Origin of the sequence: Enorma burkinafasonensis, assembly GCF_902150035.1 — a bacterium.
Taxonomy (GTDB): Bacteria; Actinomycetota; Coriobacteriia; order Coriobacteriales; family Coriobacteriaceae; genus Enorma; species Enorma burkinafasonensis.
Genome location: NZ_LR597505.1, coordinates 145160 through 161274, shown reverse-complemented (window position 1 = coordinate 161274; position 16115 = coordinate 145160). Strand labels below are relative to the sequence as shown.

Here is a 16115-nt window from a genome sequence, read left to right as displayed (position 1 = left end):
TCCGGACATGCCGTCCTCCGATCTCCCGGGGCCGGCCGATCCGGCCCTCAGGGTATCGGGTTCCCACATTCATCCGCACATGTGCGGATGAATGTGGGAGGTGTTCGGATAAAGTTGATAATCAAGGGGTCGCTCCCCGTGCCCCGTGCCCTGTGCCGTAGGGGCGCCGCCACCGAGGCGTTCGGGTATCATGATGCGGTGCGAACACGAGACGTTAGGGGAGCCATGGCGCCTGAGGACAAGCTACCGGGAACCTTCATCACCGTCGAGGGCATCGATGGCTGCGGCAAGTCGACCCAGGCGCGGCTGCTCGCGGACGCCCTCGAGCGCGCCGGCCGCGACGTGCTCCTGCTGCGTGAGCCGGGCGGCGTGCGCATATCCGAGAAGATCCGCGCCATCCTGCTCGACCCCGAGAACGACGCGATGGGCATGGAATGCGAGCTCCTGCTCTACGAGGCGGCGCGCGCGCAGCTGGTGCACGAGGTGATCGCGCCGGCGCTCGCCGCGGGGCGCGTCGTGGTGTGCGACCGGTTCTTTGACTCGACGACCGCCTACCAGGGGTACGCGGGCGGCCTTTCGCTCGAGGCCGTGCGGCAGGCGAACGACCTCGCCGTCGGCGCGTTCCGTCCGCGGCTCACCCTGGTGTTCGACATCGACCCCGCCATCGCCGCGAAGCGCACGGCCTCGCGCGCGGCCGACCGCATCGAGGCGCGCGGCCTCGCGTACCAGGACCGCGTCGCCGAGGGCTTCCGGGCCATCGCCGCGGCCGAGCCCGAGCGCGTCAAGCTCATCGACGCGGCGCGCCCGGTCGAGGCCGTGGCCGCGGACGTGCGTGCGGCCGTCGAGCGGACGGGCGTCAGGTTCTAGCGTCTCTGCCGGACGCACGGTGCAGCCGGTCCTCGCCCCGTGCCGCCTGCCCTCAGCGCTCCGGGGGCTCGAGCCCCTGCATGTAGGCATCCATGGCGTCGGCGACGCGCTTCGCGTCCGCCACGGCCTCGACCACGGTGCGCGCGCCGATCGAGACGTCACCGCAGGCGAAGACGCCGGGACGCGTGGTGTGGCCCGTCCCGTCGGCGCGCAGCAGGCCGCGCGCGTTGGTCTCGAGGCCCTCGGTGGTGTTCACCAGGCGGTCGAGCGGGCGCTGGCCGGCGGAGATGATCACGCTGTCCGCCTCGAAGAGCCGCTCGGTCCCCGGCAGGGCGCGAAGCGTCGGCGGCTCGCCGTTCTCGCTGATCTCGGAGCCCTCGGTCTCGATGAACACCACGCCCTCGGGCTCGATGCGCACGGGCGCGCGGTTGAGCACGAAATCGACGCCCTCGAGCTCGGCGTAGCTGCGTTCGTGGTTGCTCGCCGCCACGTGCGAGGACTGCGCGAAGCAGGTCACGCGCTCCGCCCCATGGCGCAGCGCGGTGCGGGCCACATCCATGGCCGCGTTGCCCACGCCGATCACGGCCACACGCCGGCCCAGCTTGAAGCTGTCGGGGTTCGCGAGGTAGTTGATGCCGTAGTGCACGTGCCCGAGCGTCTCGCCCGGGATGCGCAGCGCGTGCGGGCGCCACACGCCCGTTCCGGCGAACACGGCGCTGTACCCGTCCTCGAACATGTCGTCGATCGAGATCGCCTGGCCGATGGTGGTGTTGAAGCGCAGCTTGACCCCGTTCGCCTCGAGGTGGCGCCGCTGGAAGTCGTCGAGCACGGTCTTGGGCAGGCGGAACTCGGGGATGCCGTAGCGCAGCACGCCGCCTATGGCATCGTGCTCCTCGAAGATGGTGACGTCGTAGCCGCGCCGCGCGAGGACCACCGCGATGGTGAGGCCCGCGGGGCCGGCGCCGATGATGGCCACCCGCTTGTCGCGGGGCTCGGCGCGACGGTCGGGCACGCGCGCGCCGTAGAGGTCCGAGATGTACTCCTCGATGGCGCTGAAGTGCACCGGTGCGCCCTTGCGCCCGAGGACGCAGTGCCCCTCGCACTGCGACTCGTGGTTGCAGATGCGGCTGCAGACGGTCGTGAGCGGGTTGTTCTCGAACAGGAGCTCGCCGGCCTCGTCCACGCGCCCCTCGCGCAGGAGCTTGATGGCGGTGGGGATGGGCGTGGAGATGGGGCAGCCTTTCCGGCACTGGGGGTTCTTGCACCCCAGGCAGCGGTCCGCCTCATCGAGTACGCGTATCGCCATGGTCGGTTCCTCTCCCGTAGTAGCTGTGCAGCATGAACGCGATGGTCAGGACGGTATGGTCGGCGAGGTTGCGGGGGTTGTAGCCGGTCTTGGCGGCGATCTTGTTGAGGCGGTTCTGCAGCGTGTTCTTGTGCAGGTAGAGCTCCTCGGCGCAATGGACGATGCTGCCGTTGTGGCGTACGTAGGCGTCGAAGATCTCGCGGTACTCCTCGACCTCGCGCTCGGAGAGGCCCTCGAACACGTGGTTCACGAGCTGCAGCGCGCTGTCGCGCGGGACGGAGGAGACCATGAGCCCCAGGTCCATGTCCTCGAAGCGCATGGTGTGGCCGCACCCCTCGAACGAGAGCCACTCGATGGCCCGGCACGCCTCGTCGTAGCTGCGCCAGTAGTCGCCGCCCGCCATCGCCGCGCGCCCGATGCCGAAGATGAGGGGGTGCCCGCCGGCGTGCTCGGCGTCGGCGCGGAGCCCCTCCAGAAGCGACGGGAGGCGCCGCAGGTCGCGCGCGTCCACGAACATGCAGATATCGCGCTCGAGGAAGGCGAAGAAGCTCGTCTTGAGCGACTGGAACCGGGCATGGAACATGGCGTAGAGGTCGTTGTAGTCGGGCGTGTCGTCGTCCGCCCCCTCGAAGCGCCCCACCACGACGACGCGCGGGACGTCCAGGTCGATCTGCAGGATCGACGCGTAGTAGCCCGCGAGGCTCTCGTCGTAGTTGCGGAGCTTGAGCATGTTGGCGAGGTTCGACACGCGCACGCGCTGGTCGTACTGGACCACGTGGTCCCAGTTCTCGCGGATCAAGATCTCGGTCATCTTCTTGATGACGTTGCCGAACGGCTCGACCTCGGCGCGCTCGCCGGTGATGCCGATGACGGCGACGGCGGCGTCCTGGAACATGACGGGCACGTTGATGCCGTTGTGCGCGCCCTTGAACTGGTGCTCGCTGTCGATGGGAACAGGTAACTGGCTCTCCGCCGCCAATCGTGCGCCCTCATGCGTGGTTCCGATGCGCGAGCGATCGGTGCTCGCGATGATGGTGCCCGTCGTGTCGAACAGGTTGATCTCGTGGTTGATGACGTCTTTCAGGTTGTTGACGATCGTCTCGGCGATCTGGGGGTCGAGGTTCATGCGCCCTCCTTGTCGGCTTTGCAATAGCGTATGGGCACGGGCCGCGTCGCCCTATGGTCCGCGAACTAGGAACGGCGGACCTTTTTCCGTTGCCTGCATGTTACAGAGGTGATTCTCCGTGAACGGTTGGAATTTGCCGCTGTAAGGTAAATTTAACCTAACTTCTCCTGTTTGTAGGCCCTACCCATAAGGTTTGTGAAAGAGCTAAGCCGTACACGAGGCGTCCATAGGTGTGGACGGCTCGTGAAACCATGGCCCACAGACCATGGAACACCCATTTCGCAACAGGCATCCTGTAGCGCGCCGGAAAGCATTCCCCGCGTGCGGGGAGTCGGCGCCGGCAACATCACCAAGCTCGCCAACCAGATGATCGTCGCGATCAACATCGCCGCCATCTCCGAGGCCTACTCGCTCGCCAAGAAGGCCGGCGTCGACCCGGCCCGCGTCTACGAGGCCATCCGCAGCGGCCTCGCCGGCTCCACGGTCATGGACCAGAAGTCGCAGAAGATCTTCGACGGCAACTTCGAGCCGGGCTTCCGCATCGAGCTGCACATCAAGGACCTGCAGAACGTCATGGACACCTCGCACCAGATCAACGTGAGCGCTCCGTTCAGCTCGCTCGCCATGGAGATCATGCAGTCGCTCAAGGCACACGGCCATGAGAAGGAGGACCACTCCGCCATCGCCGAGTACTACGAGCTCATCAACGACATGAAGCTCCAGGGCTAGTACCCGCTCCCTCCAAGCCGGCTCTGCCGGCACGGGTGCGCCGGCGCCCTATCGCCGGCGCACCGTAGCTTACCTACCCTACGCAAGAGCGGCCGCGTCGATTGTCTCCCGGCGCGGCCGCTCGCCCTATCCGGGTACACTGGGGGCGAGCGCGCCCGCCGCGCCGGCGCCGGGCGCCCGAGGGCCGGGACGCGCCGGCTCCCGGGGCGACCCGCCCGTTCTAGATGTCCCATGAGGAGGAACCATGGCCTTCCAGGAAACCGTGACGCTCCCCGACGGCACGCCCATGCCCCGCTTCGGCATGGGGACGTGGTATCTGGGGGAGAGCGCCGCCGCGCACGACCGCGAGCTCGCCGCCCTGCGCGCGGGCCTCGACGCGGGCGTCACGCTCATCGACACCGCCGAGATGTACGGTGAGGGCGCCGCCGAGCGCCTGGTGGGGGAGGCCATCCGCGGCTACGACCGCGACCGCCTCTTCCTGGTGTCGAAGGTCTACCCGCATAACGCCGGCAGGCCCGAGATCTTCGAGAGCGTCGAGGCGTCGCTCGAGCGCCTGGGCACCGACTACCTCGACATGTACCTGCTCCACTGGCGCGGCTCGGTGCCGCTCGCGGAGACGGTCGAGTGCATGGAGGAGCTCGTGGAGGACGGCGTCATCCGCCACTGGGGCGTGTCGAACTTCGACGCGGACGACCTCGAGGAGCTCTTCGGCGTGTACCGGGGCGACCGGTGCGCGGTGAACCAGGACCTCTACCACCTGGGTTCCCGCGGCGTGGAGTACGACATCCTGCCCTGGATGCGCTCGGTGGGCATGCCGCTTATGGCCTACTGCCCGCTCGCCCAGGCGGGCGACCTCAGGCGGGGCCTTCTGGGCGACCCGGCCGTGGTCGAGGTCGCGCGCCGGCACGACGCGACCCCGCTGCAGGTGCTGCTCGCCTTCGTGCTGCGCGACCCGCTCGTCGTGGCGATCCCGCGCAGCGGTAGCGCCGCCCACGTCCTCGAGAACCGCGCCGCCTGCGCTATTGAGCTCTCCTCAGACGACCTCTCGCTGCTCTCGGCATCGTTCCCCGCGCCCGGGCACCCCGTCCCGCTCGACATCGTGTAGCCCGGCCGCGCGGCCGCGACGTCCGCCCGCGCGTTCGCCATGCCGTCTCCACGACGCGGCGCCCGGCGAGCGCCCCGCCGCGCCGAGGGGGTATCATAGAGCGCACGATTCGGCGGCCCGGGGCCGCCCGGTGGCGAGACGGCAAGGGGTGAGACGATGGCTGGACACGAGGGGACGGCAGGCTCGGCGTCGCGGGCCCTGCTCGCGCGGCTCGATACGCAGCCCCGCGTGCGCGCCTTCCTCGAGCGCGCCGTTGAGAGCGGCCGCGCCTCCCATGCCTACCTCTTCGTCGGCGCGCCCGGCTCGGGCAAGCTCGATGCCGCGTGGGCGCTCGCCCAGGCCCTCATCTGCGAGCGCGGCGGCTGCGGGGCCTGCGACGCCTGCGTGCGCGTCGCGCGCCACACCCATCCCGATGTGCACTACCTCGCGCCCGAGAGCGCCACGGGCTACCTCATCGGCCAGACGCGCGACCTCATCGACGAGGTGGCGCTCTCGCCCATCCGCGCCGCTCACAAGGTCTATATCCTCGACCGCGCCGAGCAGCTGCGGGCGAACTCCGCCAACGCCCTGCTCAAGACGCTCGAGGAGCCGCCCGACGACGTGACCTTCATCCTGCTGGGCACCTCGTCCGACACGATCCTGCCCACAATCGTCTCGCGCTGCCAGTGCGTGCCCTTCCGCATGGTCTCGCCGCTCGATGCCGCCCGCTCAGTCGCGCAGGCGACCGGGCTTCCCCAGGAGCGCTGCCGCATGGCCGTCTCGGTGGCGGGCAGCCCCGCCCGCGCGATGGAGTTCCTGAAGAGCGCCGAGCGCCAGGAGGCGCGCCGTGCCCTCGTCCGCGCGATCGACGCTATGCCCCATGCCGACGAGGCCGATGTCCTCGCCTCCGCGAAAGAGCTCGTCAAGGCCGTGAAGGCGCCGCTCGCCGAGGTCGAGAGCACGCAGAAGGCCGTCCTCGAGCGCGATGCCGACTACCTCTCGCGCGGGGCGCTCAAGCAGCTCGAGGAGCGCAACCGCCGCGAGCTCACCGCCCGCGAGCGTTCGGGTATCATGGAGGTGCTGGCGGCCGCCCGCTCGCTCATCCGCGATGTGCTCATCACGCTCGAGCAGGCGCCGGGCGGCATCGTCAACGTCGACGCGCGCCCCGTCGTCGACCGCCTCGTCAACGCGACCGATCCCGCCGGCGCGCTCCGCGCCCTCGACGCCGTCACGGCGGCCGAGCGCGCCGTGCGCCGCAACGTCACACCGCAGCTGGCCCTCGAGGTCATGCTCTTCGATATCAGGAAGGCCCTCACATGCCCGTCGTAGTTCCCGTCAAATTCGCCTTCGCCTCGCGCGACCTGTGGTTCGACCCACAAGGCCTCGACATCCTCGAGGCGGACCACGCCATCTGCTCGACCGAGCGCGGCACCGAGATCGGCCTGGTCACGGCCGACCCCTTCGAGGTCCCCGAGCGCGAGCTCTCGGCGCCCCTGAAGCCGGTCCTGCGCGTCGCGACGGAGGAGGACCTCGACCGCGCGGACGAGCTCGCCCGCAAGGGCGAGGACGCCCTGGCCGAGTTCCGCGCGCTCGTGAAGCGCGCCGGCCTCGACATGAAGCCCGTGGGGGTCGAGTACCTCTTCGGCGGCGAGAAGGCCGTCTTCTACTTCGCGGCCGAGGAGCGCGTCGACTTCCGCCAGCTCGTGAAGGACCTCTCGTCGAGCCTGCACACCCGCGTCGACATGCGCCAGATCGGCGTGCGCGACGAGACGCGCCTCGTGGGCGGCTACGCCCACTGCGGCCAGGAGCTGTGCTGCACGCGCTTCGGCGGGCAGTTCGAGCCGGTCTCGATTCGTATGGCCAAGGAGCAGGACCTGCCGCTCAACTCGGCCAAGATCTCGGGCGTGTGCGGACGTCTCATGTGCTGCCTGCGCTACGAGTTCGAGGCCTACAAGGACTTCAAGAGCCGCGCGCCCAAGAAGAAGGCGCTCATCGACACGCCGCTCGGCAAGGCCCGTATCCAGGAGTACGACACCCCGCGCGAGCAGCTGGTGCTGCGCCTCGAGAGCGGCAAGGTGTTCCGCGTCGACCTCGCGGACATGACCTGCTCCGATGCCTGCAAGAAGAAGGCTGAGGAGCAGAAGTGCGCCTGCCGCCCCGACTGCGTGACGCGCGACGTCCTCGAGAAGATCGAGTCGGCCGATATCGCGCTCGCCCTCATGGAGCTCGACCGCGAGAACGGCGTCGACGTGGGCGACGGCCTGAGCAGCGACGACCGCCTCGTGGTGAGCGGGCCCACGCCGCGCGGCCGCAAGCGCGGCGGCGCCTCGGGCGAGCGCGGCGGCCGCGGCCAGCGCTCCTCCAAGGGCGAGGCGGACGGCGCGTCCCAGGCGGGCTCGGGCCGCAGGCGCCGCAAGCGCTCCTCCGGCGGGGCTGCGAGCGAGGACGCCCAGGCCGCACCCCAGCAGCAGGCGCCCGGGCGCAGGCGCCGCAGGCACCTCTCGAGCGAGGAGCGCGACGACGCGTTCCGTGCCGCCGCCCGGCGCGAGGAGGCGCGCGGCGGTGCCGCCCGGCCCGGCGAGGACGCCGATGGCGGCGAGGCCGGCGAGGGCCGCTCCCGCAGGCGCCGCCGCCATGTGCAGGCACCCCAGGGCGCCTCGCAGAAGCCCGAGGTCCCCTCGGTTGCGAGCCAGGTCGCCGAGGGCGATGTGAAGGTGTCGCGCCGCAGGCCCGGCGACGGGGGCGGCGCGCGCAAGGACGCCGCCGATGCCGGCGCGGACGATGCAGCCCAGGCACCGCGCAAGCGTCGCCGCAGGAGACCGCGCAAGCGCAAGCAGGGCGGCGAGGGTTCCGCCGGCCCTGAGGGCGGCTCGCCGCGCGGCGACGGCGCGCCGAGCCCATCGGAATAGGGCCATGGACGCCCCGCGCGCTCGCGACTGCCGTGCCCGCTGGGCAGATCGCGCGCGCCGCGCGGGCGCGGTCGCACTCGAGGCCATGGCGCCCACGCGCTGCGCGGGTTGCGAGCGGCCCGGCGCGCTCATCTGCCCGCGCTGTCTTACGGAGCTCGTTCCCATCGACCCGGTCCATGCGTGCACCCGCTGCGGGGCGCCGTTCGGCGACCTGCTCTGCACGGAGTGCGGGCACGGTGGCGACCCGTCGGGCGGAACGGGCTCGGCGGAAGGCGACATCGCCCCTGCGCCCGACCGCTGCCTTGCGGCCGCGGTCTTCGAGGGGCCGCTGCCCCGCATCATCCACGCCTACAAGGACGCCGGCGAGCGCCGGCTCGCGCCGCTTCTGGCCGAGCTCATGGCCGATGCGGCCCTCCACGCCGAGGAGGCGGCGCCCGGGCGCTTCGGCGGGATCGTGCGCGGCGCCGACGCGGTGACGTTCGTGCCCGCGACCGCCGCGGCCTTCGCGCGGCGCGGCTTCGACCACATGGAGGAGATAGCCCGCTCGTTCTCCCGTCTCACGGGCGTGCCGTATCTGGACGCGCTCGCCAAGCGGGGCGCGTCCGACCAGCGCGTTCTCGGCCGTGAGGAGCGCGCCCGCTCGGCGCGCGGCGCCTACGTGCCGGTCGCGGACGTGGCGGGCATGCGCCTGCTTCTGCTCGACGACGTGGTGACCACGGGCTCGACCGTCCGCGCGGCGGCCTCCTCGCTCGCCTCCGCCGGCGCCGCCCATATCGACGCGCTCGCCCTCGCGCGGGTCTGGTGAGGGAACCCCCTCGCCGTCTCATGTCGATGCCGCGCGAGCGTTATCGATAGGTTGCAGGTAGCGCGCCTGTTGTATAATCCTCTCGTCTCCTCAGGCTGTGGTTGCGGGCGCTCGCGCCCTAGTCCATGACAGACGCGGTCGAAAGGACCCACGTAAGCGCGTGCGTGCGCGTGCGCGCGATCATGGCGCGTCCTAGAGGTAAGTCGCACCGCCCGTTTCCTCAGAGGCAATCGGCCTCGCGGGCGAGCGGGCTAGTCGTGAGGTCGCCGCGGCGGCCGAGCAAACGTCCCAGTGCGCAGGTGTGGGGGAAAAGACCAGGTCAGCGAGGAGACGACGACCAAGCTCCGCCCGACGGGCGGTGGGCATAACGGGAAGGCGCCGGCAGGCCCGGTGCCACGGCACGGATGGGATGGACATGGTAGCTGGTTTGAGGCGATGGGCGGCGTCCACGATGGCGGGGGCCCTTGCGGTCGCATGCGTGCTTGGACTCGGGGCGTGCTCCTTCACGACGCCGTCGCTCGACGAGGCCGAGGACGTCGCCGCCGAGCAGCTGGTCGATGACGACCTGCTCGTCACGCCGGGCACCCTCACGGTCGCGCTCGACACCACCGACGCGCCGCAGGCCATGACCGGCTCGGACGGCACGCTCGACGGCTACGCGGTCGATGTGGCCCGCGCGCTCGCCGACCGCCTCGGCCTCGAGGTCGCCTTCGTGGGCGCGCCCTCGGCGGAGGAGGCCCTCTCGACTAACGAGGCCGATATCTACCTGGGCGCCACGACCGATGACGAGGGCGACGCTGTGGTGGTCCACGGCGAGTACCTGCAGAACGCCACGGCGGTCTTCGCCCATGGCGACGCCGACGCGACCGTCACGGCCGACGACCTCAAGGACGCCCCGATCGGCGCCCAGGACGGCTCCTCCTCGCAGGAGGCGCTCGCCCAGGTGGGCATCGTGGCGAGCAACACCTACACGAACGTCAACGAGTGCTTCGAGGCGCTCGACGCCGGCGAGGTCGACTACGTGGTGTGCGACGTCACGGCCGGCGCCTACCTCGCGCGCACCTACGATGACATCAACTTCGCGGGCATCCTGAGCATGCCTGTCTCCTACGGCATCGGCTACGCCTCGGGCGCCACCGACCTCGCCGACGAGGTCGCCACCGTCTTCGAGGAGATGGCCTCCGACGGGACGCTCGACGCGATCCACGCCCTCTGGTACGGCACCGTGCCGCTGAGCGTGTCGGACGCCGTCGTGAGCGGGGTCGACACCGCCGCCGCGCCCGAGGGGGATGCCGAGCAGGTCGAAGGGGACATGAACAGCATCGACTGATCGCAGGCGGGCTTCTAGCGCAGAGCGCGACGGACCGGGCGCAGACTTCGGCGTCCGGTCCGTTCCTTTTCGCGAACGGGGAGATACCGCGCGCGGTGATGCCCGCTGCGGGATTGGGTACAACCTACATACGAGTACTGTCCCCGGATAGATAGGAGCGCTCATGGATATCAAGGTCTCCGGACGCAAGACCACGGTAACCGATGCTCTGCGCGCGCGTGTGGAAGAGAAGGTCGGAGAGGCCCTGAAGGTTTTCGATATCGAGCCCATGACCGCTGACGTCGTTTTGCGCTACGAGAAGAACCCCTCGATCCCCGAGCCGGCGATCGTCGAGGTCACGGTGAGAGCGCGCGGCTCGGTGATCCGCGTGGCCGAGCACGGCGCCGACATGTACGCGGCGATCGACCTGGCGGCCGACAAGGTGACCCGCCAGCTGCGCAAGTTCAAGACGAAGGTCGTCGACAACCGCCAGCAGGGCGCCTCGGCGGCCGAGGTCGCGCCCGCCGAGCGCGTCGACGACCTGGCGGACCTGCTCATCCCCGAGGAGGAGGACGACCAGCTCGTCCGCGAGAAGATCATCGAGATCACGCCCATGACCGAGGAGCAGGCGCTCGTGCAGACCGACCTCATCGGGCATGACTTCTACGTCTTCGAGAACGCCACCACCGGCCTCATCAATGTGGTCTATCACCGTAAGAATGGTGGATATGGCATCATCAAGCCCAAGATCGAGAGCCTGGACGAGTAAAATAGCGCATGCACATGCGTACAGGTGGGCGGCCATCCTCGCGGGTGACCGCCCGTTTTGATGAGAAAGGGACCTGCCAGATGACCACCACCGCAACGTCCGGCCACGCGCACCGCTGCCGCATCGCGGTCGACACGTGCTGCGATTTCACGCCCGAGATCGCCGCGACCCTGGACATCGATATCCTCGGCTTCCCCTACATCCTCGACGGGGAGGAGCGCTCGGATGACATCTGGTCCTCGATGGCGCCCAAGTGGTTCTACGACCAGATCCGCGCGGGCGTGAAGGCATCGACTGCGGCCATCTCGGTCGGGCGGTACCTGGAGTACTTCACCGAGTGCGCCGAGGAGGGGACGCCGACGGTCTACCTCGCCTTCACCTCGGCTCTCTCGTCGAGCTACGAGCACGCCTGCATCGCCGCCGACGAGATTCGCGAGAAGTACCCCGACTTCGAGCTCTACGTGGTCGACAACGCCCTGCCCTGCTCGTGCGGCGAGCTTCTGGCCCTCGAGGCGGTGCGCCAGCGCGCGGCCGGCCTCACGGCCGCCCAGCTCGCGGCGTGGGCCGACGAGGCGAAGACCTACGTGCACGGCTACTTCACCCTCGACAGCCTCGACTCGCTCGCGGCCGGCGGCCGCATCCCGCCCGCGGCGGCGCAGATCTCGAGCAAGCTCGACATCAAGCCCAACCTCTCGTTCGACCTCGCCGGCTCCCTCACGCTCACCGGCGTGAACCGCGGTCGCAAGAAGGCGCTCAAGTCGCTCGTCAAGGCCTTCAAGGAGAACTACGTCCTCGACCCGTCGATGCCGCTCACCGTGGTGACCGCCGACGCCGAGAAGGACGGCGACTGGCTCGAGAACGCCATCCGCAAGGAGGAGGGCTGCGCCGACCTGACGATCATCCGCGGCTCCGTGGGCCCGACCATCGGTGCGCACGTGGGCCCGGGCATGGTCGCCGTCATCTTCTGGGGCAAGAACCGCTCCGAGAAGATCTCGCTCACCGACCGCATCGCCAAGCGCGTCCGCGGCTAGCTAGTCAACGAACCTTCGTCTAAGGAGACGCATATGCAGAAGGTAGCATTCATCGGAACCGGCATCATGGGCGCCCCCATCGCGGGCCACATCCTCGATGCCGGCTACCCCCTCACGGTGTACAACCGCACCCCCGAGAAGGCCCAGCCGCTCGTCGACCGGGGTGCTGCGCGCGCCGCCTCGCCCGCCGAGGCCGCCGCGGACGCCGACGTGGTCTTCACCATGGTGGGCTACCCCGAGGACGTCGAGGAGCTCTACCTCGCCGGCGACGGCCTGCTCACCGCGACCAAGCCCGGCTGCGTGCTCATCGACCTCACCACGAGCTCGCCCGCGCTCGCCCGCGACATCGCCGAGGCGGCGCAGGTCGACGGCCGCCTCGCCTTCGACTGCCCCGTGACGGGCGGCGAGGCCGGCGCGATCGCCGGCACGCTCACCGCCATCGTGGGCGCCACCGAGCGCGACATCGAGCCCGTCCGCGCCCTGCTCGAGACCTTCTGCGGCCGCATCTGCTGCTTCGGCGGCGCCGGCAAGGGCCAGTCCGCCAAGCTCGCCAACCAGGTGGCGCTCGCCTCGTCCATGGTGGGCATGGCCGACGCGCTCTCCTTCGCCGAGCAGAGCGGGCTCGACCTCGAGCAGACGCGCGCGATGATCATGGGCGGCACGGGTGCGAGCGGCGCCATGGACGCGCTCGCCCCGAAGGTGCTCGTGGGCGACTGGAAGCCCGGCTTCATGGTCAAGCACTTCCTCAAGGACATCGGTCTTGCGCTCCAGGAGGCCGAGGAGCGCGAGATCGCGCTGCCCGGCGCCGACACCGCCTTCGCCCTCTACGACATGCTCGACGCCATCGGCGGCGGCTCGCTCGGCACGCAGGCGATCGCCCTGCTCTACCAGGAGGAGGGCGAGGCCGTGGCCGCCGGTCTCGACTGGTCGCTCTACACCGCGCAGCACGAGCACGGCGACGGCTGCGGCTGCGGGCACGACCACGGCGAGGGCGAGCACGAGTGCTGCCACGGCGAGGGCCATCACCACGACGGCGACCACGAGTGCTGCCACGGCGAGGGCCACGGCCACCATCATGACCACGGCGACGGCTGCTGCTGCGGCCACCATGGGGAGTAGTGAGGCGACATGGCGACTACCACCGAAGACACCGAGGCCCTGGCGCCCGAGCTCGAGAAGGTCGAGGAGGTCGAGCGCGACAACGCCGCCCTCGACGCGCTCATCGAGGACCTGTCCTGCTCGAGCAGGCGCCGCCGCCAGTTCTCCGCGCGCGTGATCGCGCTTCTGGCGTCGCGCGGCCCCGAGCTCCTGTGCGGGCGCATCCCCGAGCTCATCGACGCGCTCTACCGCCCCGAGGCGCAGACCCGCTGGGAGATCCTCGACGCGCTCACCGCGCTCGTCGACGGGCACGCCAAGGAGGTCGGCGCGGCGTACGAGGGCGCCGAGGCGGCGCTTTTCGACGAGCTCTCCGCGACGCTGCGCCTCTCGGCGTTCCGCATGCTCTGCGCCTGGGGCGCCACCGAGCGCGGCCGCTCCAAGAAGGTGTGGCCCATCATCGACGAGGCGATCCAGTGCTACCACGGCGACCTCGAGTACCGCGAGATGCTCGGCTGCCTGCACGCGTTCGCGCAGGGCAAGATCGCAGGCGACGTGGCCGAGGAGCTCGCCGGGCGCCTGCAGTTCGATGCCGAGGGCGGCAAGGGCACCTATCTCAAGGCGCGTTCGAGCGAGATCTACAACATGTTGGTGAAGCGCTTCAAGCTGGATGCACCCAAGAAGCGCGCCCGCGTCGCCAAGGCTGACGACGAGGCGGAGGACGAAGAGGAGTAGTCCCATGATGCACGAGGTCGTCCTCATCCCTGGCGACGGTATCGGCCCTGAGATCACGAGCGCCATGCGGCGCGTGGTCGATGTCTCAGGTGTTGAGATCTCCTGGAAGGTCGTCGAGGCGGGCGCGGGGGTCATGGACGCCTACGGCACGCCGCTGCCCGCCCACGTGCTCGAGGCCGTGCGCGAGACGGGCGTGGCCATCAAGGGCCCCATCACCACGCCGGTGGGCACGGGCTTCCGCAGCGTCAACGTCGCGCTGCGCCAGGAGCTCGACCTCAACGCCTGCGTGAGGCCGTGCCGCTCGCTTCCCGGCGACGGCTCGCGCTACCGCGACGTCGACCTCGTCATCTTCCGCGAGAACACCGAGGACCTCTACGCGGGCGTCGAGTTCGAGCCGGGCTCGCCCGAGGTCGCGCGCATCCGCGAGCTCGTCGGCGCGAGCGGCAGGCGCCCCTTCCGCGAGGACGCGGCGCTCTCGCTCAAGCCCATTTCGCGCACGGCCTCGACGGCGATCGTGACGGCCGCCTTCGAGTACGCCCGCGCGCAGGGGCGCCGCAAGGTGACGGCGGTCCACAAGGCGAACATCATGAAGGACACCGACGGGCTCTTCCTCGCCTGCGCGCGCGAGGTCGCCGCGGGCTATCCCGACATCGCCTTCGAGGACAAGATCGTCGACGCCTGCTGCATGGGACTCGTCCAGGACCCCGCCGCGTTCGACGTGCTCGTGCTCCCCAACCTCTACGGCGACATCGTGTCCGACCTGTGCGCCGGCCTCATCGGCGGGCTCGGCATGGCGCCGGGCGCGAACATCGGGCGCGCGCACGCGGTCTTCGAGGCGACCCACGGCTCCGCGCCGGATATCGCCGGCCGCGACCTGGCGAACCCCACGGCAGAGATCCTCTCCGCCGCGATGATGCTCGACCACCTGGGCGAGCAGGAGGCCGCGGCGCGCATCCGCGCCGCCGTCTCCGCGACGCTCGATGAGGGCGCGCAGGTGACGGCAGACGTTCGCCGGGCGCTCACGGGTTCTGCCGAGGGCGCCGTGGGGACGCAGGCCTATGCCGACGCGGTGATCGCGCATATGGAGTAGGGTGCCAGCTACCGCGCCCCTTTCGGGGATTGGGTGCTTAAGCAAGTCGTAAGGGTCCCTGCGCGTCATCGGGGGCTAAGCTGTGACGAATCCGCGCCATCGAGGCGCGCGGCAGGGAAAAGGAGGTCGGCCCATGGGCCTGATCGTGAAGAAGGACGGCGACGAGCGCGACTACATCGATGGCATCGAGATCATCGAGCGCACGGACACGCCCGACGACCTTCCCGAGGTCGAGGTCGACCTCGTCGACGGACGTTCCGCCGAGGACATCGCCGCAGCGGGCGATGGGGACGAGCCGGAGGACGCCGAGGCGGCCGACGGCGCCGACGGGGATTGGTACGAGGCGCTTTCCGACGGCGGTGACGGCGACGTCCCGGCGGCACAGGGTCACCCGAGCGTGCCCCGCCGCCCGCTCATCATCGCGGGCATCGCCGCCGCGATCGTGATCGCCGGCATCCTGGGCTACTTCATCGGCAGCGGCGGGTTCGCTCCGAGCGCCGTGACCTCGGCGGTGCTTGCCGAGGACGAGCTCGGCGACACCGTCGCGAGCTACACCTTCGGCGGCGCGCGCCACGACGTGTCCGCGCAGGAGGCCATCGAGAGCGAGTTCAGCCTCGAGGCCATCCAGAACGAGGACGGGGCCTACCCGACCCCCTCGGCCGAGACGGTCATCTCCTATGTGCGCAACACGATCCTGCTCGACGAGGCGGAGGCGCGCGGCATCGAGGTCACCGACGACGACCTCGAGGCCCTGGCGCAGTCGATGCTCCAGACGACCGACTTCACGGCGATCGCCGACCAGTACGGGGTGACCGAGGACCAGGCGCGCCAGATCCTGCGCGAGAGCGCGATGATCCAGAAGCTGCAGGAGCAGATCGTCCCCGGCTACACCACCCTCACGGGGCCGAGCGAGCCCACCTCGCCCGAGAACGGCGACACGCAGGCCTCCTCTCCCGAGTACGCCCAGTACATCCTCGACCTCGCGGGCGACGCGTGGGATGCCGAGGCGGGCACCTGGTCGGAGAGCGACAACTCCTACTCGGTGGCGCTCGGCGACATCGACCTCGCGTCGGGTTCGGCGACCTACGAGCAGGCCATCACCGCCTACTACGTGGCCTACCAGAACTTCCTGGCCGAGGCGACCGACCTCTCGAATGCGTGGGCCGAGTTCACCAACGGCCTCTATGCCGATGCCGACGTGACGCTCTACGGCGTGTACGCATAGCCTGGGCGGCAGGGCCCGCCTCGAGCGGGAGGCTT

14 protein-coding genes and 1 pseudogene are annotated in these 16115 nt (G+C 70.1%); 13 read left to right on the top strand and 2 right to left on the bottom strand.

What is annotated here, in order from left to right:
- Positions 1-225: 225 nt before the first annotated feature.
- A complete protein-coding gene (gene tmk / locus FS885_RS04725; protein WP_144743846.1) occupies positions 226-867 on the top strand; it encodes a dTMP kinase in 642 nt (213 codons plus the stop codon).
- Between the two features lie 52 nt (positions 868-919).
- Here the strand turns inward: tmk and FS885_RS04720 are convergent, their stop codons facing one another.
- Both FS885_RS04720 and FS885_RS04715 read right to left on the bottom strand, forming a co-directional pair.
- Positions 920-2173 (bottom strand): NAD(P)-dependent oxidoreductase, encoded by a 1254-nt coding sequence (locus tag FS885_RS04720; RefSeq protein WP_144743845.1) that lies wholly within the window; start codon positions 2171-2173, stop codon positions 920-922.
- The gene (locus tag FS885_RS04715) at positions 2151-3299 is read right to left on the bottom strand and encodes a CdaR family transcriptional regulator (protein WP_144743844.1); all 1149 of its coding nucleotides are present in this window, start codon (positions 3297-3299) and stop codon (positions 2151-2153) included. The genes FS885_RS04720 and FS885_RS04715 overlap by 23 nt, the downstream gene beginning before the upstream one ends.
- 321 nt (positions 3300-3620) lie before the next feature.
- Here FS885_RS04715 and FS885_RS04710 point away from each other — a divergent pair, with 321 nt between their 5' ends.
- The 12 genes and pseudogenes from FS885_RS04710 (at position 3621) to FS885_RS04655 (ending at position 16080) form a co-directional block, all read left to right on the top strand.
- Positions 3621-4028 (top strand): NAD-binding protein, encoded by a 408-nt coding sequence (locus FS885_RS04710; RefSeq protein ID WP_246060781.1) that lies wholly within the window; start codon positions 3621-3623, stop codon positions 4026-4028.
- Positions 4029-4272: 244 nt separating this feature from the next.
- Positions 4273-5133 carry an aldo/keto reductase gene (locus FS885_RS04705; RefSeq protein WP_144743843.1) on the top strand — a complete coding sequence of 287 codons (861 nt, stop codon included), beginning with the start codon at positions 4273-4275 and terminating at the stop codon, positions 5131-5133.
- Positions 5134-5289: 156 nt separating this feature from the next.
- Positions 5290-6441, top strand: coding sequence for a DNA polymerase III subunit (locus FS885_RS04700; protein ID WP_144743842.1), 1152 nt, complete (start codon positions 5290-5292; stop codon positions 6439-6441).
- Positions 6429-8021, top strand: a complete 1593-nt coding sequence (locus tag FS885_RS04695) for a PSP1 domain-containing protein (protein WP_144743841.1) — start codon at positions 6429-6431, stop codon at positions 8019-8021. The genes FS885_RS04700 and FS885_RS04695 overlap by 13 nt, the downstream gene beginning before the upstream one ends.
- A 4-nt stretch (positions 8022-8025) precedes the next feature.
- Positions 8026-8826, top strand: a complete 801-nt coding sequence (locus FS885_RS04690) for a ComFC family protein (protein ID WP_144743840.1) — start codon at positions 8026-8028, stop codon at positions 8824-8826.
- A 415-nt stretch (positions 8827-9241) separates the two neighbouring features.
- Positions 9242-10156, top strand: coding sequence for a substrate-binding periplasmic protein (locus FS885_RS04685; protein WP_246060779.1), 915 nt, complete (start codon positions 9242-9244; stop codon positions 10154-10156).
- 163 nt (positions 10157-10319) lie between these two features.
- Positions 10320-10904 (top strand): ribosome hibernation-promoting factor, HPF/YfiA family, encoded by a 585-nt coding sequence (hpf, locus tag FS885_RS04680; RefSeq protein ID WP_144743839.1) that lies wholly within the window; start codon positions 10320-10322, stop codon positions 10902-10904.
- A gap of 80 nt (positions 10905-10984) precedes the next feature.
- Positions 10985-11935, top strand: a complete 951-nt coding sequence (locus FS885_RS04675) for a DegV family protein (protein WP_144743838.1) — start codon at positions 10985-10987, stop codon at positions 11933-11935.
- Positions 11936-11953: 18 nt separating this feature from the next.
- Positions 11954-13054, top strand: a pseudogene (locus FS885_RS04670) (NAD(P)-dependent oxidoreductase); the annotation flags it as partial.
- Between the two features lie 9 nt (positions 13055-13063).
- Positions 13064-13765 carry a hypothetical protein gene (locus FS885_RS04665; RefSeq protein ID WP_144743836.1) on the top strand — a complete coding sequence of 234 codons (702 nt, stop codon included), beginning with the start codon at positions 13064-13066 and terminating at the stop codon, positions 13763-13765.
- A 4-nt stretch (positions 13766-13769) separates the two neighbouring features.
- Entirely contained in the window at positions 13770-14855 is a 1086-nt protein-coding gene (locus FS885_RS04660) for an isocitrate/isopropylmalate dehydrogenase family protein (RefSeq protein WP_144743835.1), read from the top strand.
- A 133-nt stretch (positions 14856-14988) separates the two neighbouring features.
- Positions 14989-16080 (top strand): SurA N-terminal domain-containing protein, encoded by a 1092-nt coding sequence (locus FS885_RS04655; protein WP_144743834.1) that lies wholly within the window; start codon positions 14989-14991, stop codon positions 16078-16080.
- Positions 16081-16115: the final 35 nt, after the last annotated feature.